This is a genomic window from Leptotrichia sp. HMT-225, from assembly GCF_030644325.1.
Taxonomy (GTDB): domain Bacteria; phylum Fusobacteriota; class Fusobacteriia; order Fusobacteriales; family Leptotrichiaceae; genus Leptotrichia; species Leptotrichia massiliensis.
In genome coordinates, this window is the sequence record NZ_CP130323.1 from 22,783 (window position 1) to 49,189 (window position 26,407).

23 protein-coding genes and 1 tRNA gene are annotated in these 26,407 nt (G+C 30.1%); 22 read left to right on the plus strand and 2 right to left on the minus strand.

Features of this window, described 5'->3' with window-relative positions; all coding sequences use genetic code 11:
- The first annotated feature begins 195 nt into the window (after positions 1-195).
- From thrS to QU666_RS00150, 13 genes are all read left to right on the plus strand, one after another.
- Complete coding sequence (thrS, locus tag QU666_RS00090) at positions 196-2,106, plus strand: threonine--tRNA ligase (RefSeq protein WP_021768230.1); 1,911 nt, start codon at positions 196-198, stop codon at positions 2,104-2,106.
- A 187-nt stretch (positions 2,107-2,293) separates the two neighbouring features.
- Entirely contained in the window at positions 2,294-3,061 is a 768-nt protein-coding gene (locus QU666_RS00095; RefSeq protein ID WP_021768229.1) for a Bax inhibitor-1/YccA family protein, read from the plus strand.
- A gap of 107 nt (positions 3,062-3,168) precedes the next feature.
- Positions 3,169-3,768 carry a hypothetical protein gene (locus QU666_RS00100; RefSeq protein ID WP_021768228.1) on the plus strand — a complete coding sequence of 200 codons (600 nt, stop codon included), beginning with the start codon at positions 3,169-3,171 and terminating at the stop codon, positions 3,766-3,768.
- Positions 3,769-4,289: 521 nt separating this feature from the next.
- Positions 4,290-4,676, plus strand: coding sequence for a nucleoside triphosphate pyrophosphohydrolase family protein (locus QU666_RS00105; protein WP_021768227.1), 387 nt, complete (start codon positions 4,290-4,292; stop codon positions 4,674-4,676).
- A gap of 295 nt (positions 4,677-4,971) precedes the next feature.
- Complete coding sequence (gene rpmB / locus QU666_RS00110) at positions 4,972-5,229, plus strand: 50S ribosomal protein L28 (RefSeq protein ID WP_026745386.1); 258 nt, start codon at positions 4,972-4,974, stop codon at positions 5,227-5,229.
- Positions 5,230-5,253: 24 nt separating this feature from the next.
- Positions 5,254-5,330, plus strand: a tRNA-Arg gene (locus QU666_RS00115).
- A gap of 330 nt (positions 5,331-5,660) precedes the next feature.
- Positions 5,661-6,248: a GNAT family N-acetyltransferase gene (locus QU666_RS00120; protein WP_021768226.1), complete on the plus strand. Its 588-nt coding sequence runs from the start codon at positions 5,661-5,663 to the stop codon at positions 6,246-6,248.
- 239 nt (positions 6,249-6,487) lie between these two features.
- Positions 6,488-7,690 carry a phosphoglycerate kinase gene (gene pgk / locus QU666_RS00125; RefSeq protein ID WP_021768225.1) on the plus strand — a complete coding sequence of 401 codons (1,203 nt, stop codon included), beginning with the start codon at positions 6,488-6,490 and terminating at the stop codon, positions 7,688-7,690.
- A 298-nt stretch (positions 7,691-7,988) separates the two neighbouring features.
- Positions 7,989-8,255, plus strand: coding sequence for a preprotein translocase subunit YajC (gene yajC, locus QU666_RS00130; RefSeq protein ID WP_021768224.1), 267 nt, complete (start codon positions 7,989-7,991; stop codon positions 8,253-8,255).
- 47 nt (positions 8,256-8,302) lie between these two features.
- Positions 8,303-9,430, plus strand: a complete 1,128-nt coding sequence (locus tag QU666_RS00135; RefSeq protein WP_021768223.1) for an N-acetylmuramoyl-L-alanine amidase — start codon at positions 8,303-8,305, stop codon at positions 9,428-9,430.
- Between the two features lie 123 nt (positions 9,431-9,553).
- Positions 9,554-10,102, plus strand: a complete 549-nt coding sequence (locus QU666_RS00140; RefSeq protein WP_021768222.1) for a GerMN domain-containing protein — start codon at positions 9,554-9,556, stop codon at positions 10,100-10,102.
- A 215-nt stretch (positions 10,103-10,317) separates the two neighbouring features.
- Positions 10,318-12,144 carry a peptidylprolyl isomerase gene (locus tag QU666_RS00145; RefSeq protein WP_021768221.1) on the plus strand — a complete coding sequence of 609 codons (1,827 nt, stop codon included), beginning with the start codon at positions 10,318-10,320 and terminating at the stop codon, positions 12,142-12,144.
- A gap of 87 nt (positions 12,145-12,231) precedes the next feature.
- Complete coding sequence (locus tag QU666_RS00150) at positions 12,232-12,894, plus strand: tRNA1(Val) (adenine(37)-N6)-methyltransferase (protein ID WP_021768220.1); 663 nt, start codon at positions 12,232-12,234, stop codon at positions 12,892-12,894.
- A 94-nt stretch (positions 12,895-12,988) separates the two neighbouring features.
- Here QU666_RS00150 and tpx read toward each other — a convergent pair whose 3' ends face one another.
- Both tpx and QU666_RS00160 read right to left on the minus strand, forming a co-directional pair.
- Positions 12,989-13,507, minus strand: coding sequence for a thiol peroxidase (gene tpx, locus QU666_RS00155; protein ID WP_021768219.1), 519 nt, complete (start codon positions 13,505-13,507; stop codon positions 12,989-12,991).
- Positions 13,508-13,586: 79 nt separating this feature from the next.
- The gene (locus QU666_RS00160) at positions 13,587-13,961 is read right to left on the minus strand and encodes a metalloregulator ArsR/SmtB family transcription factor (RefSeq protein WP_021768218.1); all 375 of its coding nucleotides are present in this window, start codon (positions 13,959-13,961) and stop codon (positions 13,587-13,589) included.
- A gap of 172 nt (positions 13,962-14,133) precedes the next feature.
- Between QU666_RS00160 and QU666_RS00165 the strand changes: the two genes are divergently transcribed.
- The 9 genes from QU666_RS00165 to QU666_RS00205 all read left to right on the plus strand — a co-directional run bounded on the left by QU666_RS00165 (position 14,134) and on the right by QU666_RS00205 (position 26,304).
- Positions 14,134-14,991, plus strand: coding sequence for a hypothetical protein (locus QU666_RS00165; RefSeq protein WP_021768217.1), 858 nt, complete (start codon positions 14,134-14,136; stop codon positions 14,989-14,991).
- Positions 14,992-15,300: 309 nt separating this feature from the next.
- Positions 15,301-16,278, plus strand: coding sequence for an ABC transporter permease (locus tag QU666_RS00170; RefSeq protein WP_021768216.1), 978 nt, complete (start codon positions 15,301-15,303; stop codon positions 16,276-16,278).
- Positions 16,278-17,243, plus strand: a complete 966-nt coding sequence (locus tag QU666_RS00175; RefSeq protein ID WP_021768215.1) for an ABC transporter permease — start codon at positions 16,278-16,280, stop codon at positions 17,241-17,243. Before QU666_RS00170 ends, QU666_RS00175 begins: the two co-directional genes overlap by 1 nt.
- 349 nt (positions 17,244-17,592) lie before the next feature.
- On the plus strand, positions 17,593-18,642 hold the full coding sequence (locus QU666_RS00180) for an ABC transporter ATP-binding protein (RefSeq protein ID WP_021768214.1): 1,050 nt from the start codon (positions 17,593-17,595) through the stop codon (positions 18,640-18,642).
- Positions 18,642-19,592: an ABC transporter ATP-binding protein gene (locus tag QU666_RS00185; protein ID WP_021768213.1), complete on the plus strand. Its 951-nt coding sequence runs from the start codon at positions 18,642-18,644 to the stop codon at positions 19,590-19,592. The genes QU666_RS00180 and QU666_RS00185 overlap by 1 nt, the downstream gene beginning before the upstream one ends.
- 49 nt (positions 19,593-19,641) lie before the next feature.
- Complete coding sequence (locus QU666_RS00190; RefSeq protein WP_021768212.1) at positions 19,642-21,243, plus strand: peptide ABC transporter substrate-binding protein; 1,602 nt, start codon at positions 19,642-19,644, stop codon at positions 21,241-21,243.
- A gap of 108 nt (positions 21,244-21,351) precedes the next feature.
- Positions 21,352-22,941, plus strand: coding sequence for an ABC transporter substrate-binding protein (locus tag QU666_RS00195; RefSeq protein WP_036069820.1), 1,590 nt, complete (start codon positions 21,352-21,354; stop codon positions 22,939-22,941).
- 109 nt (positions 22,942-23,050) lie between these two features.
- A complete protein-coding gene (locus tag QU666_RS00200) occupies positions 23,051-24,640 on the plus strand; it encodes a peptide ABC transporter substrate-binding protein (RefSeq protein WP_021768210.1) in 1,590 nt (529 codons plus the stop codon).
- 77 nt (positions 24,641-24,717) lie between these two features.
- Entirely contained in the window at positions 24,718-26,304 is a 1,587-nt protein-coding gene (locus tag QU666_RS00205) for a peptide ABC transporter substrate-binding protein (RefSeq protein ID WP_036069817.1), read from the plus strand.
- The last annotated feature ends 103 nt before the right edge of the window (positions 26,305-26,407 follow it).

Here is a 26,407-nt window from a genome sequence, read left to right on the forward strand (position 1 = left end):
TTGACTTTTTTATATTAAACCTCATTATACATTTTTTGTTGCATTTGATTATACAGTACATATTTAAATGTTATTTAATTTTTTATGTATTTTTAGGTTGAAAAAAAATAAGAATTATACTATAATAAATAATTATGCGATTAGGCTAACTAGAGCCTAATTTTATTTGACAAAAGAGAGAAAGAAGGAATCGAAATGATAGAAATGATTTTGCCTGATGGTAGTAAAAGACAGTTGGAAAATCCGATGACTGTTGTAGAATTTGCAAAAAGTATTGGGAGCAGTCTTGGGAAGGCAACCGTTGGGGCGATAATTGACGGTGTGCAAGTTGATCCATCTTATATTATTGACAAATCTGGAACAATTGAAATAATTACTAATACAAGTGAAAAAGGGATAGAAATTATAAGACATAGTGCGGCACATATTATGGCTCAGGCTGTGCAAAGACTTTTCCCAAATACAAAGGTTACAATAGGGCCTGTTATTGAAAATGGATTTTTTTATGATTTTGACCCTGAAAAACCATTTACTGAAGAAGATTTAGCAAAAATTGAAGAGGAAATGACAAAAATTGTAAAAGAGAATTATGAATTTAAAAGAAGTGAAATGACTGCCGAAGAAGCAAAAAAATTCTTTGCTGAAAAAGGTGAAACTTACAAAGTTGAGATAATTGAAGACTTGGGTACAGATAAAGTTAGCATTTATCAGCAAGGTGAGTTTATAGACTTATGCCGTGGAACACACATTCCATCGACTAGCTACCTAAAAGCATTCAAACTAATGTCAACAGCAGGAGCTTACTGGCGTGGAGATTCAAACAATAAAATGCTTCAAAGAATTTACGGAGTTGCTTTTGCGACAAAAAAAGAGCTGGATGATTATTTGACAATGCTAGAAGAAGCTGAAAAGAGAGATCACAGAAAATTAGGAAAACAGCTTGACTTGTTCTTTGTAGATGAGCATGGACCTGGATTCCCTTTCTTTATGCCAAAAGGTGTGGAATTATTTAATAAATTGCAAGAAATCTGGAGAGTTGAGCATAAAAAAAGAGGTTATCAGGAAATAAAAACTCCAATTATGCTAGATAAGGAATTGTGGGAAATTTCTGGACACTGGTTCAATTACCGTGAAAATATGTATACATCAACAATTGATGAAAAAGAATATGCAATAAAGCCTATGAACTGTCCGGGTTCAATAATTGCCTACAAGAATAACTTGCATTCATACAAGGATTTGCCATTGAAATATGGAGAAATGGGGCTTGTTCACAGACACGAATTTAGTGGAGCTTTACACGGGCTTATGAGAGTTAGAGCATTTACACAGGATGATGCCCATGTTTTCTGTACGAAAGAGCAAATTGAGGAACAAATTATCGAAATTATTGATTTATATGATAAATTTTACACTGTATTCGGATTTGAATACCACATTGAATTGTCAACAAAACCTGATAAAGCAATAGGTTCAGACGAAATATGGGAAATGGCTGAAGCAAACTTGAAATCAGCTTTGGAACATAAAGGAATTAATTATAAGTTAAATCCTGGAGATGGAGCATTCTACGGACCAAAAATCGACTTTAAGATGAAAGATTCAATCGGAAGAATCTGGCAATGTGGAACAATCCAGTTAGACTTTAACCTTCCAGCAAGATTTGAAATGAGCTATATAGGTGCAGATGGTGAAAAACACGAGCCAGTAATGATTCACAGGGCAATGTACGGAAGTTTGGAAAGATTTATTGGAATCTTGATTGAACATTACGCAGGAGCGTTCCCAACTTGGCTAGCGCCAGTACAAGCAAGAATCCTGACAATTTCTGACGAACAGGTGCCTTTCGCAAAAGAATTGTTTACAAAACTTCAAGATGCAGGAATCAGAGTAGAGCTTGACACAAGAGTAGAAAAAATTGGATACAAAATTAGAGAAGCAAACGGAGACCAAAAAATACCTGTTCAACTAATAATTGGTAAAAATGAAGTTGCAAACAACGAAGTAAATGTAAGAAGATTTGGTTCACAAGATAGTAAAAACGTATCAGTTGACGAAATTATCCAAACTTTAAAACAGGAATCTTTTGTTCCGTTTTCAAAATAAAAAATAAGATTAAGTAATTTAACTGATAAATAAAAGTCTTTTTTAAAAAATAGCAGTTATAATATTATGGTGGCTTGGGTATAAAATTTTAAGTTAAAATTCTATAAAAATTAATAGTAAATTATTCAAGTTACTAAAATAAATTATTTTTAAAAATAAAAAAGACTAAACTAATGAGGTGATTTTTATGAGAAATGATTATGATGAATTGGAAACTTACGATCATAATAACGATGATTACAACGAATATAACGGACAAATGGCAATGACTTACGATGATTTGAATAAACTTGTAAGTTCAAAAGTACGTGGAAGTATGATGTGGATGGTGCTAGGACTCCTTCTGACAGGAGCGGCAGGATTTTTTGTTTACCGTGGACTGGCAGCAGGAAGTCCAATTGCTTATGGAATTTTGAATATGTATTGGGTATTTGCTATTATAGAAGTAGCTATGGTATTTGGCTTTACAGCATTAATTTATAGAGCTAACTCAAGTACATTAAGAATAATGTTCCTTGCATACTCAATATTAAATGGGCTGACACTTTCAGTTATTGGGCTTATATATGCTCCAGAAATTATATTTTCAGCATTTTTAGGAACATTATCAATATTCGTAGTTTTAGCAATTTATGGATATTTCACTAAAGAAAATTTAACAAGATTGACACCAATATTATTTGCTGGATTAATAGCATTAATTTTAGTTAGTATTATAAATCTTTTCTTGCAAAGTAGTGGGATGGATATATTTATATCTGTAATAGGTGTAATTATTTTTACAATTTTTATTGCGGTTGACGTAAATAGAATAAAAAATAATATTATTGGATACGCAGTTCACGAAGATTCTGATATTTTGAACAAAATTGAAATCGTCGGTGCGTTAAACTTATACTTAGACTTTATAAACTTATTCCTATACATCTTAAGACTTTTAGGAAGAAGAAGATAAACTTGTAATTTAATAAAAATATAAAGGGTTATTTTGGGATTATTGACATTAAAACTGTTTACACAATCCTGAAATAACTCTTATTCTATTTATTAAAGGGGAAAATTTTGAAAAAAAACAAAAAAGTTGACAATAAAACATCAAAAGAAATACAAATTTTTATAACCGAAGAAATTTTAGCAAGCAGAATATGGGTATTTTCAGGAATAGCAATCTCAATTTTATTGTGTATGCTGTTAAAAAGCTACATGATTTTTGAACTGGATAATATAATTTACGCTATAAGAAAATTAGAACTGCCAGATGTAAAAGGAATATTTCTTATACTCTTATTTGTATTAGAAATTCTGTTTTTATTTACCTTACCAATAACACTGTTAAATAAACAAAAAAAGAATATAAAGTCTGCTTTAACAGTCCTATCACTAATAATGGGGCTAATCCTAGCAATTTTTTACAGTAAACTTTTATTTTTTTTCACACACAAAACTGTTGTCGCTGGAATAATGATTTTATTAGCACTTATATTGGCAGTTTTATTAATAAAAAAAGACATAAAAGATATGCAAACTAGGATATTAAAAAAAGTAGAAGAAAACGATACTGAAATTTTCGAAAAAATAAGATTCTTTTCAGCAGTTGTACTGTATTCTGATATTGCAAAAGTTTTGACTTTTTATCTTTTACTGACATTAATAATAAAATAATTATTTATGAATAGATATTTTTCTATGTTTTATATTTTTTCTTTTCTACACGTAAAGGAGGTCATTCACTATCCCTTTATTTCATAAATGAATTTTATAATAAATTATCAAGTAAAATTTTATTAAAGAAAAAATAACTGTTTGAAATTTTGGAATAGATTTTTAAATTAAGTAAAATTGTCTATACTAAATCCTGTTTTAGATAAAGAATTTATTACAAGCTTTTCTAACAAAATATAAAAACCTAGTATTTGCAAATTTTTACAATATTATTAATTACCCGACGGAGCTTTTATTTGTTCAGCTACGACTGTCTAACGACTTTTTAGAATTGAGCAAATAAAAGTCAGAGTCTAGCCATAGGTATTACATAGTAATCTTGCCACAATTTTAATTATCAAGATAAACCTTTACTGCAAGATAAGGATTTGATAAAATAAGCAATCCTGCAAAATAAAGAAAATCAGATAAAATGATTATTATTTAAAAATAAATAAAAAATTTAGAAAGGAAAGATAGTAATGAAAAGAAAAATAGAATGTGTTGAAGAATTTCACAGAATTTATAAACTTGGAAATTCTGATAAACCAATTGGAAAATTGGAAAATGGTCTCGAAAAATTGAGATTCGACTTGATGAAGGAAGAAAACGAAGAATATTTGGAAGCGGCTAAAAGAGGGGATGTTGTGGAAGTTGCAGACGCTCTTGGGGATATGCTCTATATCCTTTGTGGAACGATAATTGAGCATGGGATGCAAGATGTTATTGAAGACGTGTTTGAAGAAATACATCGAAGCAACCTTAGCAAGCTGGATGAAAATGGGAAGCCAATTTACCGTGAAGACGGGAAAGTGATAAAAGGACCAAATTATTTCCCTCCAAACTTAAAACAATTTTTTGAAAAATAAAATTTATAATACTTAATTTAATAACTATACAAATCTAAAATTTAAGAAAATTGAGCATAATTTTTGAGTTTAGTTTTAAAGTTTTTTTTCTGAAATGAAAAAATACTGATAATAACTTGTAAAAATTTGCAAAATATGATAAAATAGGTTCCGATATGTAAAAATAATTTTAACTGAATAACGATTTTTTCTAAAATAGTTAAGTTAATATATTATAATAAAAAACAGTAAATAGCTGTTTTAAAAAATAAAGATGAAAGGAGAACTACTAAAATATTTAGTAGAGGTGAATAAAATGCAAAGATGTGAAGTTTTTGGAAAAACAGTAAGCCACGGAAATAGAGTAAGTCACTCTCACAGAGCTACAAAAAGAATTTGGAGACCTAATTTACAAACAATGCTTTTAACTATTAACAATGAAGAAGTTAGAGTAAGAGTTTGTACAAAAGCAATGAAAACATTAAAAGGGAAAAATGCTGATCAAGTTAAAAAAATCTTGTTAAAAAACAAAGAAACATTAAGCCCTAAAATTTTAAAAGTATTAGCAAAGTAAGTTTTTTATAACTTACTTTTTTGTGTACCCGTAGCTCAACTGGATAGAGCGTCTGACTTCGGATCAGAAGGCTTGGGGTTCGATTCCTCACGGGTACGCCATTTTATGTGAAGAATTATTTAACAGAATAAACAGATATAAGGACTTTAACGTCCCTATCTAAATATTTTTTTGAACAGTTTTAACCTTTAAAATAGGGCTAAAGCTGTTTTTAATTAAAAAGTTTTTACAAATTTAAAGCGTGTATTGAAAAAAGTAATAATATTTCTATTATAGCAGTTCTAGTTTAAAATAAGAGTGGAAAGTTAGGTTGTATCTAGCTAATCCATTGTTTTTTATATATCATAAATTGCAATATTAATTGTAACATTTTACCAAATTTTAAATAGATTTACGATAATAACGAAAAACAGATATGTGAAGGTGAAAAGATGGAATTAAAAAAAGAGAATTTAGTTTTTAGATTTGCAACTGAAGACGATGCAGAAAAAATTTTGAAAATTTATAAACCGTATATTGAAAATACCACAATTACTTTTGAGTATGAAGTACCGACTATTGAGGAATTTAGAGAAAGAATTAGGGAAACTTTGGAGGAATATCCGTATATTGTATGTGAATGTGGAAATGAGATTGCTGGATATGCCTATGCACATAAAATTTGGACTAGAGCTGCTTATCAGTGGAATGCTGAGCTTTCGGTGTATACCGATAAAAAGTTTGCTGGAAATGGAATTGGAAAAAAACTGTATAAAATTTTAATTGAAATATTACAATTACAGAATATTGTGAATGTTTACGGGCTTGTAACTTATCCTAACGAAAATAGTGAAAAGTTACATAATTATTTTGAGTTTAAAAAAGTTGCATTTTTTGAGAAAACTGGATATAAATTTGGACAATGGATTGGTGTTACTTGGTTTGAAAAGGCAATAAATTTGCATTTTGAAAATCCTGTGTTAGTAAAGAAAATATCAGAAATTGATAAGAATAAAATAAAGAAAATTTTGGAATTATAAAAAATTAAATGTAAAACTTAATTATAAAAATAATTTTTCAAAAAATTTTAGCATATATAAAATTAAAATGTATTTGGCTTGTAATATGGAATTGATTAGCTTTTGATTGTCTTGTTTTAAAGGAGCTTGACGAGATTTTAAGTTTGTGTGTTAAACTACTTGAAAATCAGTGTAAAGAGTGGTATAATTCAAGTAGATAGAATTGATTTTAATTAATAAATTTAGGAGGATATAACAGAATGGCTAAAAAAACATTAAAAGATTTAGATGTAAAAGGTAAAAAAGTGTTAGTAAGAGTTGATTTCAATGTACCAATAAAAGACGGTGTTATTGGAGATGATAACAGAATTACAGCTGCATTGCCTACTTTAAACTATATTTTAGAAAATGGTGGATCAATTATAGCATTTTCTCACTTAGGAAAAGTTAAAGCTGAAGAAGACAAAGCTTCTAAAACTTTGGAACCAGTTGCTAAAGCATTGGCTGAAAAATTAGGAAAACCTGTTAAATTTGTACCAGTAACAAGAGGAGCAGAATTAGAAAATGCAGTTGCTGAGTTAAAAGCTGGAGAAATTTTAATGTTTGAAAACACTAGATTTGAAGATTTAGATGGTAAAAAAGAATCTAAAAATGATCCTGAATTAGGAAAATACTGGGCATCACTTGGAGATGTATTTGTAAATGATGCATTTGGAACTGCTCATAGAGCACATGCTTCAAATGTAGGAGTTGCTTCAAATATTGCTGAATCAGCTGTTGGATTCTTAATTGAAAAAGAAATTAACTTCATTGGTGGAGCTGTTGATAATCCTGAAAGACCATTAGTAGCAATTTTAGGAGGGGCAAAAGTTTCTGATAAAATTGGTGTAATCGAAAACTTATTAGATAAAGCTGATAAAGTAATCATCGGTGGTGGAATGATGTTTACATTCTTAAAAGCTCAAGGTAAAAACACTGGAAAATCTTTATTAGAAGAAGATAAAGTTGAATTAGCAGCTTCATTAATTGCCAAAGCAAAAGACAAAGGGGTAGAATTAATCTTACCTGTAGATGCTGTTGTAGCAAAAGAATTTAGTAATGATGTAGAATTCAAAACAGTTTCAGTAGATGAAATTTCAGACGATGTAATGGGATTAGATATAGGTGCAGAATCTGTTGCATTATTTGAAAAAGCCTTAGAAGGTGCAAAAACAGTAGTATGGAATGGACCAATGGGTGTATTCGAAATGTCTAATTACGCTAACGGAACAATCGGTGTATGTAAAGCAATCGCTGAATTAAAAGATGCTAAAACAATCATCGGTGGAGGAGACTCTGCAGCTGCTGCAATTCAATTAGGATTTGCTGATAAATTCTCTCATATTTCAACAGGTGGAGGAGCTTCAATGGAATATTTAGAAGGAAAAGTATTACCAGGAGTAGCTGCAATTTCAGAAAAATAATAACAATGATAACTAACTTAATTGACTAAATTAATTTAGTTGACTAAAAATAATTTTTTCATTTTAATCACGAAATGGCTGTCTTGAAATTAATTTTTTGAGATAGTCATTTTTTTGGATTAAATTTTATAAAGGTTTTACTATAACTTTAAAAAAACTATAAAATAATTTTTTAAAAAATTGAAACATAGCTTAAATTATGTTATAATTAAAAATGATTTTAAAATTAAAGAAGGAGGAAAGTATAAAGTTAAATTTGTAATTTTAAAAATTATAAATTTCATTATACAAAATAGAAATGGACAAAAATTCAATAGGTGTAATATTAATTTATGTAGCGTTTATGGCAGTGTTAATTTTGCCAACATATTTTTCAAATAAGAAAAAAAAGCAACAAAAAGCAGCATTGCTGGAAAGTTTGAAGGTTGGAGATAAAATAATAACGGTTGGAGGTATCAAAGGAAGCATTACAAATATCTATGATCAATCGGTGGAAATGAAAATAGATAAAAGTGCGAGAATGGAAGTTATGAAATCTGCAATCGATAGATTAGAAAAAAAATAAAATATACGGTTAGATATTAATTTTAATTAAAAAATTAGGAGGACAAAATGAAAAAAGTATTATTATTTTTATTATTTTTCGTAAGTGCTATTACATTTTCTGATACTTTAAAAAATATATCATACAGTAATGGAAAAGTCATCGGAACATTTAGAGAAAATAATCAAATCAAGCCAAATGCATCAGTTACAAAACTAGGAAATGAAGATATTTTAATGCTAAGTTTTCCAAACAGTGAAATGGAAAGCAGTGTTCAGGCATTTATTAATCAAAATGACCAGTATATAAGTAAAGTTTATACAACTCAAAGTAACGGAATGGTTGTTGTTTATGTGTACTTAAAACCATCTGTAACCTACCAAGTTGTAAGTAGAACTGGAGAGTTTCAGGTAACATTAGGTGGCGGACAAACAGCGTCAAGAAATAACTCTTCTCAAACATCAAGATACACAACAACACAAAGACAATCAACTACTAATACACAAACAGCACAAACACAAAAACAGCCAAATACTTCTACTGGAAATAAGAAATATACAATTGTTGTAGATGCAGGACATGGTGGACATGATTCAGGAGCAAGAGGAAACGGTTACAATGAAAAAGATATCGCATTACAGGTAGCAACAAGACTGGCTAACAATTTAAGACGAGATTATAACGTTATCATGACAAGAGATTCAGATTTCTTTGTACCATTAGATACAAGAGCCAAAATTGGAAATGACGCAAATGCAGATTTCTTTATAAGTATTCACTTAAATTCAAGTTCAAGCTCATCAGCAAACGGAACAGAAGTATTCTACTTTAGCAAAAAAGATCAAGGAAGTTATGCTGCACAAGTTGCAAAATTTGAAAATAGAGTTGATGGAAGCTATGGAGATGTGCCATTTTCAGACTTTATCTTAAATGACATTTTTTATAGAAAAAATCAAAAAACAAGTCAAGCTATAGCAGAATCTGTATTGGATGGACTTATAAATTTAACAGGGCTTAGAAGAAGAGGAGTTTTTGGAGCAAACTTTGCAGTACTTCGTGGAAGTAACTCGCCATCAATACTTGTAGAATTAGGATTTATGAATAACTATTCTGACTTATCCCACTACTTGACACCAGAAGGTCAAGAAAGTGCAGCAAGTACTATTGGTAATGCAATAAGAAAATTTTTCAAATAATTTATAAAACACTTTAAATTAAACTAAAAAGTTTTGATTATTTTACTTAATCTCAAGTATTATTTAATTTTATTAATTAAAATGTAGCGGATTAAAGTATATTATCCAAATTAGGAGAAATTTATGCAAAAACAAGAAAATTTAAATGAGGAAAAAACTAAAAAGAAAAAAAGTAACTTTCGAAAGAATCTTTTCGTAACATTACTTTTTTTTGGAACAGTCGCAGTTGTTCTTGTAAATCGTTATGATAGAAAGCATAGAAGTAAGATTCATGTAGAGGTGGATAAGAACTTGGTGCAGGAAACGACGCAAGAAGAAGAAGCTCAGAATAAAATTTCCATATTCGTATATAATCCCTCTACAAAAACAGTAAATGAGCGAGAAATCGTAGTTCCTAGACAAATGAATCTAATAGAAGGAGATTTTATAAACGGAATCATCAGAAATTCAGATTATATTTCAGAGGATATGAAATTTAGAAGTGCATACAACTTAAGAATTGATAATGTAAATACTACAGTTGTTAAACTAAATGCACAGTTTGCAAATCTAAAAAGAGAGCCTGAACTGTTTAATGGATTTTCTTTGGCTGTAACAAATACTATATTAAAGAATTTCCCTAATATTCAAAGTGTTGTAATTCAAATAGACGGGGAAACAAATACAAGATAATAAATAAAAAAATATTAGTAAAGTGACAGTTAGATTTATAAAATTAAAAAAATAAGTAATTTTTGAGCTGTTTTGATATTAATGGAAAATTTGTTAATATTACGACAGCTTTTATTTTTGAATTACCTAATTTTTATTCAAAAAATAATAGAAAAATAGTATTTTATATGCTATAATGTTTAAATGATTAAAGAAAAGAGAAAGGAAGATAAATAATGGGACTTAGACAGCACAAAAAGGCAATTCAGATTGGTTCTGCAATTATGATAGGAATATTTGCTATATCTATGCTTGTTACTGGAATATTATTTTTAAAAAATAATGTTTTTGGGGAAGCAGGTGGTAATAGAGAAGTAATTGCAACAGTCAATGGAACAAAAATTTATCGTGATGATTTTGAAAGAGAAAGTTTGGGGTTAAAAAATCAATTAAGTGACTTAAATCAACAAAAAATGCAGCAATTATCACAAGCAGGAATACCCACTGAAAATCTAAAAAATGTTCCTGATAATATTATCAACGAATATGTTTTACAACTTATGATTCATAAGGAAATTTTGCTTTCATCAGCAAAAAATTTAGGAATAAAGATAAGTGGAGCAACTGTTGAACAAGACTTTAATAGTTATCAAAAACAATCAAAACTAGGAAAACAAGAGTTTGCTCAATATTTAAGATCTGTTGGATATAATGTTACTTCATTTAAAAAAATGATAAAAGATCAAAAAACAATTGAAAAAATGAGAGAAAAATTATTTGCAAACGATAAAATTACAGATGAAGAAATAAAAAAAGCATATGAAAGAAATAAATATACTCAAGCATTTTTAAATCAAGATTTTGAAGATGTGAAAGAACAAATTAAAGAAAATATGACACAAGATAAAGATATTATGATTTTAAATTCGTATCTTGCAAAAGCTAAAGAAAAAGCTAAAATTGTATTTAAAAACAAAGATTTTGAAAAAATGTACGCTAATATGACAACTACTGTAGCACAAAATGGAGAATACAAATATACAAATGAATCATTAAATGAACAAATTATAAATACAGTTTCACAAACACAACAAGGTTATTCTGATAAACTTGTAAATGACTTGAAAGCTACATTAAAAGTAAACTTAGATAAATTTGTAAAAATTGCTAACAAAGCTAAAGCTGCGGGAATAAAAGCTGATCCAGATTTAGTAGGGGTAGATCAGTTAAGAGATTATTCACAAAAATATTATAATCATTTAATCGATACTTATAAACCTGATGATGCAGCATTACAAGCTAAATTTAATGCTAAAAAAGACAGTTACAATATTCCAAATAGTATTGGAGGTTATGTAATCGGAGAAGAATATCAGGCTGGAGAAAATGATTTTCAAGCAGCCAAAAAACAAGCTGAAGATATTATGAAGACAACAACTAAAGATAATTTCGCAGCTAAAGCTAAAGAATTTTCAAAAGATCCTGGTTCAGCGAATAATGGTGGAAGTCTAGGAGAAACAGCTGATTTATCACAACTTGTTCCAGAATTTGCAAATGCAGTTAAAAAAAGTAAGGCTGGAGATATTGTAGGTCCTATCAAAACTCAATTTGGTTACCACATTATTTACATTCAAAGTAAGGATGCTAAAAATGAAAATGTTGCAAAAGTTAGTCATATTTTGATAACACCAACTATTTCTGAAGCATCAAAACAAGAAGTTATTAAAAAAGTTCAAGCTTTAAAAGCCGAAATTGAAAGTAAAAAAACTACTTTTGAAAATGTAGAAAAACAAGATAAATACAAATTCAGCATTAAGGAAAGATTCAAAAAAATGGTTAAGTCGGATGCAATTCCTGGAATTGGTAAAAATGACGAATTAATGAATCAAATATTTGCACTGCAAATAAACGGAATTCTTGATAGAAATGATGCAACAGGGTATTACTTGATAACTAAAACATCTGAAATACCATTTACACAAGCTACATTTGAAAATTCAAAAGAGCGTGTAAGATTGGAACTTGCACATGAATATGCAGATAAACAATTAGAAATTATGTAAAATATAAACTTTTGAAAACTGTTTCAATACTAAAATGTTTGGGACAGTTTTTATTTTTAAAATTTTTAATTAAAATTAGGAGCTGAAATGAAATATATTGAATATTTGGAGAGTGTCAATAAAAAAATGATTGTGAAAGAAAAAGGTTTAAAAATAACACAGGATGCTATTTTACTTTCAGAATTTATAAAAAAATACTTTGAGGCAAACTACAAAAATATAAAAGAGAAAAAAAAATTTCTAGAAGTTGGAGCAGGACAAGGAATAATTTCTCTATTGCTTTCTGAAATGAATGCTGTTTCAAAAATATTTGCAGTGGAAATCCAAGAAGAAATATTTAAAATATTGGAAAAAAATGTAGAAATAAATAGTTTAAACGAAAAAATTATACCAATTAATAAAAATATAAAAAATATTCAAAAAGAATATGATTTTATTTTCTCAAATCCCCCATATAAAAAGACTAATTCTGGAAAAATGCCAGAAGATAAATCAGAAAAAATTAGTAAATATGAAATTTTACTTACGTTGGAAGAACTTTTTCAAGAAATAAAAAGGCTTTTAAAAAATTATGGAGAATTTTTTGTAATTGTGCCAAATAATAGGCTAAATGATGTTTTTAGATATATCTACAAGAATAACATGAATATTTTGACGATAGAAGTTAATAAATATAAAAAAACAGATTTAGTAGTTGTACACGGAAGAAAAGGAGGAAAGATAAATTCTGGAATTGAAATTAATGTATAAAAAATAAAAAGGAATTATTTCTAGTTTAAATTAGTCCTAATTCCTTAAATAAAATTTATTATTTAGATTTTTATATTTGTTCCATTTTAAAAATCTATTTAGTTAATTCTTTTATTACTTCCAACGCTTTTTCATAATCAGGATGTTCTCCAACTTCTGATACATATTCTACATATCTTATAACACCATCTTTGTCAACAATAATAGTTCCTCGTGATAATAATCTTAATTCTTTTATTACAAAACCATATTTTGTTCCAAAGTCTAATTCTCTGTGATCTGAAGCTGTTAAAGCATTTGCAATACCTTTATCCGCACAGTATCTTCCAAGTGCAAATGGTAAATCTGCTGAAATCGTTAATAGTTGGACATCATCTCCAAAACTTGCAGCTTCTTGATTAAATCTTGCTAACTGTAACGCACATACTCCTGTGTCAACTGATGGAAATACAGCTATTACGACAACTTTTCCTTTGTAGTCACTTAATTTTACTTCCTTTAGCTCTGGTGATAAAACTGTAAAGTCAGGTGCTGTATCTCCTGCTTTTACCTCATTTCCAACAAGAGTTATTGGATTTCCTTTAAATGTTACTTTATCTTTAATTTCTGCCATTTTATTACCTCCTTTATTTTTTGTAATTATAACATATTTTACATTATTTGTATATAAAATTATAAAAATAAATAAAGTATCATCTTTTTTCTAAAATATGTGTCATTCCTTGCTCCACAATATGCTTTATATGCTCGTCTTCAAGCGAGTAATAAACAACTTTACCTTCTTTCCTATGTTTTACAAACCTCCCCTGTTTTAATACCCGAAGCTGATGTGAGATAGCAGACTGTGTCATTTTCAAGAGATTTGCAATATCATAAACGCACATTTCCTCATGAAACAAGGCACTTAATATCCTCATTCTAGTCGTATCTCCCAATATCTTAAAAAAATCTGCCAAATCATATATAACTTCCTCTTTAGGCATTAATTTTTCTACTTTTTCCACAATTTCTTTGTGAATAGTCTTTGTTTCATAACTTGTAATTTCTTCTTCCATTATTTTAGCCATTTTCCCTCCCAATGTTTGGAATATATGTTATTATTATATCACGTATTGAGATAACTTCAAAATTAGATTTTTTCTTTTATTATCTAAGATAAAAAAAAGTGAAAATCTATTAAAAAATTACTATAATGTAGTAAAATTACTTTAGTATTTTTAATAAAAAAGGAGTATATTTATGAAAAGAAATAAATCTAAATTATTAATTTTAGCGTTTGTTATAGCAATTTCGATTTCTTCATTTGGGCTTTCTAAAAAAAATATGACAAAAACTACCCAAAAACCTGAGGTTGTGGATACAAATAAAAAAGCAGGACTTACAATTTCAAAAGCTGAACTTGATATTGTGGCTGAGAAAATTTTTAAAAATGAAGCCGGAGGAAAAAAAGAAGATCTTGTTTACTGGAATACTGGAGAAGATTTTCCATCACTTGGGATTGGACATTTTATTTGGTATAAACAAGGGCAAAGAGGAAGGTTTGCAGAGAGCTTTCCGCAACTTGTAGATTATTATAGAAAACATGATATAAGATTACCTAAGATTATTGAAGAAAATAGCTATTCACCGTGGGAAAGCCAAGAAGAGCTTTTTAAACTTAGAAGTGTTGGAAATACTGATATTGTTGAATTAACAAATTTTCTTTACAATACAAGGGCTATTCAAGTCTCATTTATTTTTGAGCGGCTTGAAAATTCTTTAGAAAAAATGCTGGAAGTAGCTAATAATCCAGAAAATGTAAAAAAACAATTTTACCGTGTTGCACAATCCCCAAATGGGTTATATCCGTTGATTGATTATGTGAATTTCAAAGGTGAAGGGACTTCTCGAACTGAAACTTATAAGGGAGATGGCTGGGGACTTCTTCAAGTTTTAGAAAATATGAAAGGTACTGGTAGTGGAAAAGCAGCACTTGAAGAATTTAGTAACTCTGCAAAATTTGTGCTTGAAAGACGGGTAAAAAATTCTGACCCTTCAAAAAATGAAAGAAAATGGCTAGCAGGATGGTTAAATCGTTGCAATACATATAAAAATTGAGTTTAAAATAATAAAAACAATTTTTTGTTTAATTTTTTTAACATTAAACCATTTTAAAATTTTAATAGGATAACTATAATTTTTAAGTTAGATGTTGTTACTACAATGTTATTTTGAAATAGTCTAAATTTTTATTTGGACTATTTTTTTGTGAAAATTGTTAAATATATTATATTTAGAGAACCATTATTTAAGCATAAAAAAAATTAATAGTAAAAAAAATCACATTATAAACAAAATTGCTTGCAAATATGACTAGGTATAAGATATAATATAGGTATATAAAAATTTTTGCGAAAGGAAGCGAGTATGAAAAATATTTTAAAGTTTTTAATTAAAAGAATCGCAATGGGGCTTGTAACGTTGTGGCTAGTTATTACTATTACATTTTTTCTAATACATATGTTACCTGGTGATCCGTTTCAAAGTGAAAAAGCGATTCCGCCTAAAGTAAAGGAAAATCTAATGGCAAAATACCATTTGGACCGTCCACTTGGGGAGCAATATGTTGAATATCTAAAAAACATAGCAAAAGGAGATTTAGGAGCATCCATGAAAGTTCGTGGAAGAACTGTTAATGATGTTATTAAGAAAAGTTTCTTGACATCAGCAGATTTGGGAGCCAGATCTATTATCTTTGCATTGGCTTTAGGAATTCCACTTGGAATTGTTGCTGCTCTGAAAAGAGGAAAATATCAGGATAGGTTAGCGATGATTGTAGCTATAATTGGAATATCTGTCCCAAGTTTTGTATTGGCTGGGTTAATGCAGAAATATTTTGTGGATGTACATAATGGGATTTTAATAGATCAGTATAATTTACCACTTATAAGAATTTTGTTGTCTGGATGGGATAGACCTGAGAAAAAAATATTGCCAGTTGTTGCACTGGGACTTTATACAGTGGCATTGATTGCACGTTTATTAAGAAATAAAATGATCGAAGTAATGGGACAGGATTATATAAGACTGGCTGTTGCAAAAGGAGTTAAACCAAAAAATATTGTATTTAGGCATGCTTTAAGAAATGCAATTTTACCAATTATTACAATAATGGGTCCAACAATTGCGGCAGTTTTGACTGGTTCATTTGTAATTGAAAAAATGTTTTCAATTCCAGGATTGGGAAAATATTTCGTAGACAGTATCAACGACAGAGATTATACGATGGTACTTGGAGTTACAGTGTTTTACGCGATATTCCTTATCATAATGATGATACTTGTTGATATTGTGTATGTTTTAGTTGATCCTAAAATTAAACTTGGAAAAGGAGATGAGATATAGTGGCAGAAAATACAAAAAAAATTATAACTGAAAATAATTATATCCCGACACCTGAAGATTTTGAAATCGTGGGTGCAAACACTACTCAAAGTGAAGTAATTTACAAACCAAGTTTAACATTCTGGCAAGATGGATGGAGAAGATTCAAGAAAAATAAATTGGCTTTGTCATTTTTGGGAATAACTCTTGTTTTCTTATTTTTAGCAATATTTGGACAAAGTTTGACAAAATATTCTTATCGAGCTCAAGACTTATCAGCTAAATTTTTAAGTCCGACAAAAGGGCTTGGAAAAGGACATTATTTGGGAACTGATAACCTTGGACGTGACTTGTTTGCAAGACTTTCACAAGGGATAAGAATTTCAATGGAATTATCGTTGATCACAGCTGCAATCTGTGTTGTTTTCGGAACAATTTATGGAGCTGTATCAGCATATTTTGGCGGAATTATCGATACAATAATGACTAGAATTGTAGAAATCTTACTAATTATTCCATCAATGATTTATATAATTTTATTAATGGTTGTAATGGGAAATAGTGTAAAAACAATAATTATCGCAATGTCTCTTACAAGATGGTTAAATTATTCACTGTTAGTCCGTGGAGAAGTCCTAAAAATAAAGGAAAATGAGTTTGTATTGGCTTCAAAATCACTTGGTGGAAACTTTTTATGGATAACTCTAAAACACTTAATTCCAAATACATTAAGTGTAATAATAATAAGACTTACAACAGATATACCAAACATTATCTTTACAGAAGCATTTTTAAGTTTCATTGGACTTGGAGTGCCAATTCCACAGGCTTCACTTGGAAACTTGGTATTTGATGGTTTCGTAAATATGACTTCATATCCATATTTATTCATTATTCCATCAGTTGTAATTTCATTAATTACATTGGCATTTAATATAGTTGGAGATGCTTTAAATGATGCATTAAATCCAAAATTAAGAGATTAAAAATTTAAAAATTTTATAAAAAACGTCGTGATTTTTTGGAAATAAAATTGACTGTTTGAGCGAAGTTTTACGTAGCGAGTTTCAATTTTGTTTTCAAAAAATGCTTAGACAAGCCAGGGATAGTGCGTAGCACTTTCGCCATTCTCTTTAATATGCTGTTATTTAAATATGTTAAAATAACTATTATTGCGAAATAAAGGGAAATGGCGATTGATACCCTTGCTTAAATAAATTAAATTAATAAATTCAATAAAGAAAAAATATTTATTAATCAAAAAGGTTTTTATCTAAGTTTTTTTAATATTTTAAAATATATAACAATCCATATTAATACAGAGAGGATTAGAGAATGGGAAAAAAATTATTAGAAGTAAAAGACTTGAGTGTTTCTTTTAATACATATGCTGGAGAAGTTCAAGCTCTTAGAGGTATTAGCTTTTCTGTAGATCGAGGAGAAACACTTGCAATCGTTGGAGAGTCTGGTTCGGGAAAATCAGTTACCGTACAGACAATTATGAGATTAATACCAATGCCTCCAGGAGAAATAAAAAATGGGGAAATACTTTTTGAAGGCGAAGATTTAGTAAAGGCTTCCATTGAAAGAATGAGAGAACTTCGTGGTGGAAAAATCGGGATGATATTTCAAGATCCTATGACATCACTTAATCCAACGATTAAAGTTGGAAAACAAATTATGGAAGGAATTTTGATTCATAAAAATGTAACAAAGGAAGAGGCAAAGCAGCAAGCCATTGAAATGCTTAGAAAAGTTGGTATTCCTAAACCTGAAGAAAGATTTCATCAATATCCACATGAATTTTCTGGAGGAATGCGACAAAGAGCTGTTATAGCCATTGCTCTTTCGTGTGAACCGGACTTATTAATTTGTGATGAACCAACAACGGCTTTGGACGTTACAATTCAAGCACAAATACTAGATTTGATAAATGAACTAAAAAAAGAACTGAATATTGCTGTAATACTTATAACACATGATTTAGGAGTGGTCGCTGAAACTGCCGACAGAGTAATTGTTATGTATGCTGGAGAAAAATTGGAAGAAGCTCCTGTTAGGGAACTTTTCAAAAATCCAAAACATCCTTACACTTGGGGACTTTTGAAATCTTTACCAAGACTGGATATGAAAATTGGAGAAAAATTAGTTTCTATTCCGGGAACTCCTCCAGATTTATTAAAACCACCTGTAGGAGATCCATTTGCACCACGTTCTGAATATGCAATGAAAATTGACTATGAAAGAAAACCTCCAATGATTGATTTAGGAAATGGACATTTTGTAAAATCGTGGCTTTATGTTGACGGTGCTCCAAAAATAAAATCTCCTTTTGAATCAGAGGAATCTGATGAATTAAAAAATGAAGGAATGGAGGGGAAATAATGTCAGTTAACGAAAATAAAAAAGAAAAACTAATAGAAATGAAAAACTTAAAAAAATATTTTCCAATGAAAAAAAGACAAGTCTTAAAGGCTGTGGAAAATGTTACAATGGACATTTACAAAGGTGAAATTTTAAGTCTTGTAGGAGAATCAGGTTCTGGAAAAACTACACTTGGAAGAACTGTCAGCAGACTTTATACAAAGACAAATGGAGATATTTTATTTAACGGAAAACCAGTAGAATCTTATGGAAGAAAAGAATTTACAAAAAAAGTACAAATGATATTTCAAGACCCTCAGGCGTCACTTAATCCGAGAATGACTGTTGGAGATATCATTGCTGAAGGAATTGATATTCACAAACTAGCAAATTCAAAACAGGAAAGAATGGAAAGAGTTTACAGCCTTTTGGAAATTGTTGGACTAAATAGGGAGCATGCAAGCCGTTTTCCGCACGAATTTTCTGGAGGACAAAGACAGAGAATTGGGATTGCAAGAGCATTAGCCGTTGATCCAGAAGTGTTAGTATGTGATGAGCCAATTTCGGCTCTGGATGTATCAATTCAGGCACAAGTTGTAAATTTATTAAAGGACTTGCAAAAAGAAAGAAATTTAACTTTACTATTTATTGCACATGATTTGTCAATGGTAAAATATATTTCAGACAGAGTAGCAGTTATGTATCGTGGAAAAGTAGTAGAACTGGGAACTCCAGAAGTTGTTTACAGCGACCCTGTTCACAGTTACACAAAATCACTTATTTCTGCCGTACCAATAGCAGATCCTGATTTCAAGAAGACAACAAAAATTGATATGGAAGAATCATATTTGAGAAGTCCAATGGGAGATGCCTCTGAAATAGGAATTATCCCTGAAACTCCTGAATTAACAGAATATAAGCCAGGACATTTTGTAGAAACTTCTTTCTTAAAGGAAAAAGGGCTTATTTAATAAGATTAAAGAAAAAAATATAATAAACGATTTGGAAAGGAAGTATTCTATGAAAAAAACTTTTTTAGTATTTTACTTAATTGTATCAATGTTTATAATTTCCTGTGGAAAAGGGAGCAAAGCTGCTGGAAATTCCGTATCATTCAATATGGAAGCTGAACCGACTTCATTAGATCCACAAATTTTGACTGATATGAGCGGACTTTTTATTACAAGCATGACTTACGAAAGCCTTGTAAGATTGAATGATAAAAATGACATTATTCCTGCTGGAGCTGAAAGCTGGACTAAGTCAGACGATGGGAAAGTATGGACATTTAAAATTCGGCAAGGGATGAAATGGAGCAATGGAGATCCGGTTACAGCTAAAGACTATTACAATGGTATAAAAAGAGGAATAGAACCAAAAACAGCCTCTGAGTATGCATTTCTTGCTTATTATATTGAAAATGCGGAAGATTACAATACTGGAAAATTAAAGGATTTTGAAAAAGTTGGGATAAAGGCAAAGGATGACTACACGCTTGAATTTACATTGTCACAACCTGCACCATTCTTTTTAAAGACATTAATTATGCCAATCTATTTCCCAGTTAATGAAAAGGCGTTGGCTTCCAATGGAGATGGATATGCAACTGAAGCTAACAAGTCTATTTACAATGGACCGTTTATAATGGAAACATGGGTACACGACAACAAAGTTGTTATGAAAAAGAATCCTGATTACTGGAATGCTAAAAATATAAAGGTTGACACACTTACAGGTTTAATTGTAACTGACTTTGAAGCCGCTACAAATCTTTTTGAAAATAAAGAATTAGACTTGACAAAAATTTCAGTTGAAAAAATGGCAAACTATGAGGGGAAACCTGAGTTACATAAATTTCCTGATGGAAGAGTTTATTACTTAGGATTTAATACGTCAAATCCTGTACTGAAAAATCAAAAGGTAAGAGAGGCGTTATCTCTTGCAATTGATAGAAAAGAACTTGTAAATAGTATCTTAAATGGAGCTGGAATTCTAGGTTCTGGAATTGTTTCAAACGGAACAGCTGGTGAAAAAGGCGACTTTAGGGAAGAATCTGGAGATTTATTTGCAGAGTATGCAAAGATTAATGTAAAACAGCTGTTTGAAGAAGGGCTAAAAGAGCTGAATATGACTCCTGCACAAGTTAAATTACATTTATTGGTAGATGAAAATGGAACTGGTAAAAAGGAAGCTGAATTTTATCAATCTCAATGGAAGGATAAATTGGGAATTGATGTAGATGTGGAAGTTCTTACTAAAAAAGAAAGAATTGCACGTGCAAAAGCTGGAGAATTTGAAATTGTAAGATATGCCTGGGGACCTGATTATGCAGATCCTATGACTTATTTGGAAATTTTCCACTCAAAGGCAAAGGATATTAACTTTGCTAAATATTCAAATCCTGAATATGACAAATTAATTGACTTGGCTAAAGTTAATCAAGACAATAAAACTAGAATGGATGCGATGAAAAAAGCGGAAAAATTGTTAGCAAATAACTTTACATATTCAACGCTTTATTACGAAGTGGGGGTTTATTTGATAAATCCTAAGTTAAAAGGCGTTGTAATACGTTCAGTTGGAGATTCTATTGATTTTTATAACGCATCTATAACAAAATAGTATCTATATTTTCCATTCAAATAAAAATTATCTGAGTGGATAACTAAAATTAATAACGAAAAAAATTTACTAAATTTATTTGAACAAAAAGAAAGGGTGAGTGCGGATATGAAGAAAATATTACTAATTTTAACAATACTGCTGGCTTTCATAATTTCGTGTGGAAGAAGCGGAGATTCAGAAACCTTGAAACTCAACTTAAAGGAAGAGGGGAAATCTTATGATCCGCAGCTTGCAAATGATTCAACAGGAGAATTTGTGGATTCACTTATCACTGAAACATTGACAAGACAGTCAGAAGATGGAAAATCTCTTCCTGGTGTGGCAGAAAAGTGGGAACACAACGAGAACTCAACAGTATGGACATTCCACTTGAGAAAAAATGCAAAATGGAGCAACGGAGACCCTATTACTGCTAAAGACTTTAGAGATGGCTGGGTTAGAGCATTAAAGCCTGAAACGGCAGGAGAATATGCAGATAAATTATTTTACATAAAAAATGCCGAACAATTTAATGCAGGAAAAATTAAAGATGAAAATCAGCTTGGTATAAAGGTTGTTGATGATTACACATTGGAAGTTACATTGAACAATCCGCTTACATACTTTGATTCAATTGTAAGAATACAGACTTATGCTCCTCTTAATAAAAAATTCTACGATAAAGTCGGAGAAAAGTATATGACATCTCCTGAAACGTCAATTTCATCAGGTGTCTACACAATAAAATCCTGGACAAGAGATTCAGAAATTGTATTTGAAAAAAATGAAAATTATTGGAATAAGGACAATATCAAATTAAAATTTGTAAAAATGTTATTCATAAATGACGCAAATGCCAGTGTAAATGCCTTTAAAAATGGAGAAATTGACTCAACAAACATCTCTATCGAGCAGGCTAAAGAGTTTAAAAATGATAAACGTAAATTACTTACAAAAGACGGTTCTGTATGGTATATGACGTATAATATGAAAAATAAAGTTCTTGCAAACAAAAAAATCAGGCAAGCGTTGTCACTTGCAGTAGACAGGGAAAAATTAATTACGGATGTTCTTGACAATACAGGAGAAGCAGCTTATACTTATACTACAAAAGGAGTAGGAATTACAGGCGTTTCAAAAGATTTCTCTGAAGAAGCTGGAAAAATTTTCCCAGCTTATAATCCACAAAAAGCAAAACAACTACTATCTGAAGGATTAAAGGAACTAGGATTATCAAAATTACCTGATTTAACAATGATTTTCAATGATTCTGGAAATAATAAGGTTATTTCTGAATATATCCAGGAAAGTTTGAGAACAAATTTAGGAGTAAACCTTAAAATCGAAGGAATGACATTCCAGTCAAGACTGGATAAAATGCAGCAAAGAGATTATGAAATCGCCCTTGCAGGCTACAATGGAGATTATAACGATGCAATTACCTACTTGGACAGATTCCTGACAAAAGATGGAAACAACTATTCAGATTACTCGAACTCTCGTTACGATGAACTTGTGAAAAAAGTTAAAAGCTCCGGAAATCAGGAAGAAAGAGTAAAAGATATGATTGAAATGGAAAGAATAATTGCAGAAGATATGCCTGTGGGATTACTTTACTACAGACAAAATACAAAATTACTGAATCCAAGAGTTCATAATATTGTATTCAGTCCAATAGGAAAAGATTTTGTACTTGATAATACTTACATAAAATAGTTAATTAAAGATAAATACAAATTTAGGATACTGTTTAAATGTATGTTTCTAAAGCTGTTTATTATAATTTTATTTGTAAAAAAATATATAATATAGAAGGAGAATTTTTATGAAAAAGATGTTATTTTTATTGATGATGTTAATTTTCATCATGTCTTGCGGAAAAAGTGGAGGAAGCGCCAAGACGTTTACTTTAAATCTGACGGATGAACCAAAATCTATTGATCCGCAAATATCAACAGATATTGGAGGAGGGACTGTCAACGATCTTTTAATGGAAGGATTGACTAGAAAAGGGAAAAATGGAACATTTGAGCCAGGACTTGCTAAAAATTGGGAAAAATCAGAAGATGGGTTAAAATGGACATTTCATTTGAGGGATAATCTAAAATGGAGCAACGGTGATCCAATTACTGCCCAAGACTTTAAAAATGGGTGGCTTCGTGCATTAAAACCTGAAACAGCTTCTGAATATGCATACATGCTTTATCCAATAAAAAATGCAGAAAAATATAATAAAAAAGAAGGAACTGCCGAAGAAGTTGGGATAAAAGTTATTGACGACAAGACTCTAGAAGTAGAACTTGGAGCTCCAGTTCCATATTTTGACAGTCTTGTAGCATTTAAAACTTATATGCCGTTAAATCAAAAATTCTTTGATGAAACAAAGGATGCGTATTTTACAGAATCTGATAAAACTATGTCTTCAGGTCCCTATACTATGGAAAGCTGGACACATGGCTCAGAAATAGTATTCAAAAAAAATCCTAATTACTGGGATGCGGATAATGTAAAAATAGAAAATGTTGTATATAAAATAATTCCTGATAATAATTCAGCATTAAATGCGTTTAATAACAAGGAAGTAGATGTAACTTCAATTACAGCTGAACAAGCCAAAGGATTTAAAGACAATCCAAGACTAATTTCAAATAACGATGGGTCAGTGTGGTATCTATTATTTAACTTTAATAATAAGACACTAGCAAATGTAAAAATTAGAAAAGCTCTTCTTATGGCAGTTGACAGAGAAGGTTTAGTAAATAACATATTAAATGGATATGGAACTGCTGCAAAAACTCTTGTTCCAAAAGGAATTGGAATAAAAGGATTAAATGACAAAGATTTCACAGAGGAAGTTCCTACTTCAATATTAGGATATAATCCTCAAGAAGCTAAAAAATTACTTGAAGAAGGACTTAAAGAAACAGGAGCTACAAAATTCCCTGATATGTCTATGTTAATTAATGAAAGTGGAAACAATAAGGTTATTGCAGAATATATTCAAGAACAGTTAAGAAAAAATTTAGGTATTGAATTAAATCTGGAAATAATGACTGCTCAAGAAAGATTCTCAAGAATGAAGCAAAAAAACTTTGACTTAGTTCTTGCAGGATGGTCTGGAGATTATCCTGATGCAATTACATACTTAGATTTATTTGAATCAACAGGTGGAACTAACTATGGTTCATATAAAAACCCTCAATATGATGCTTTAGTTAAAACTGTCAGAGGAACAGCCGATCAAAATGTCAGAATTCCTGCACTTGTTAAAATTGAAGGAATAATCGCAGAAGATGTACCAGTTGGTGTGCTTTTCCATAGACAAAAACAATATCTGGTTAGTGAAAGAGTTCAAGGTCTTGGATTTGTTGCAGTTAGTGGAGAATACTATTTTGGAAATCTATCATTAAAATAACTTAAATTATGGGGGTATCATGTTATACCCCCTTATTTATTTTCAAGAAATATTTAAAAATAGGAGGTAATATATTAATGAAAAAACTGCTTTTAATATTAACATTACTAATGTTTGCGCTTTCGTGTGGAAATAAAAATGGAAGTAATGGCAGCACATTTACATTAAATATTGTTACAGAACCAACTTCAATTGATCCGCAAATAACTACAGATGTTCCAGGTGGAACTGTTGATGAATTGATTTTGGAAGGACTTTTGAGAAAAGATAAAACTGGAAAATCAGTAGCTGGAATTGCTGAAAAATGGGAAAAATCAGAAGATGGTCTTGTGTGGACATTTCATTTAAGAGATGGAGTAAAATGGAGCAATGGAGACCCTGTTACTGCAAATGACTTTAGAGCAGGATGGCTTCGTGGGTTAAATCCTGACACAGCAGCAGGTAACGCAAGTATGCTATTCGTAATAAAAAATGGAGAAAACTATAATTCTAAAAAAGTTTCAGAAAATGAAGTTGGAATAAAAGTTATTGACGATAAGACTTTACAAGTAACTTTGGAAGCACCTACTCCATATTTTGATGATTTAGTTACATTTAAATCATTTATGCCGTTAAATCAAAAATACTATGCTGAAGTAAAAGATAAATACTTTACAGAAGCTGAATTTACGATTTCAAACGGTCCTTATACATTAGAAAGTTGGACTCATGATTCAGAACTAAAATTTAAGAAAAATCCTAATTACTGGGATGCTAAAAATGTAAATACAGATAATGTTGTATTAAAAATAATAGCTACAGATTCAGCTGTTAATGCCTTTAAAAATAAAGAAGTTGACGTAACAGCAGTTACATTTGAACAAGCAAAAGAATTTGCTGGAAAAAAAGAACTTGTAAAAGCAGATGATGGTGGAATTTACTATTTGTTATTCAACACAGGAGAAAATGTATTTAAAAACGCAAAAGTAAGACGAGCATTAACTATGGCGATAAACAGAGAAGAGCTTATCAATAAAGTCCTTGAAGGTTCTGAAAAAATTACTAAAGCATTTACTCCAAGTGGAATTGGATTAAATGGACTTGAAAAAGATTTCGCTTCTGAAGTTACAACTGACCAGCCTAAATTTAATGCAGAAGAAGCTAAAAAATTATTGGCAGAAGGACTTAGAGAAGAAGGATTATCAGAACTTCCAAGATTTGAAATTTTATTTAACGACACAGGAAGCAGAAAAGCTATTGCTGAATATATTCAAGAAAACTTGAGAAATAACCTGGGTGCAAATGTTGAATTAGACGTTGTGACTGGTAAAGAACGTATTGAAAGAACTAAAAAACGTGATTATCAGATTGCACTTATGAACTGGACTGGAGATTTCCTAGATCCAATTACATATTTAGATTTATTTGAGAGCAAAAATGCAAATAATCGTGGAGATTTCAAAAATGCAAGATATGATGAGCTAACAAAAATTGTAAAAGGCTCTGCCGATCCAAAAGTAAGAGTTCCAGCAATGTTAGAAATGGAAAAACTTATCTCTGAAGAACAGCCAGTTACAATCTTGTTCCAAAAACAAAAACTTTACCTAGTAAATCCAAAAGTTAAAAATCTAGGATTTGTATCAATTGGTGGAGAGTTCTTTATAAGAGATGTTGTAATGAATTAACTTAACGTAAGGTATCACACGCCATGCCTTTATAATTTTGATTGAGTAATTATTTTAATTAAATTAATAATAACCTATTTTATAAAATAGATTGTATAATAAA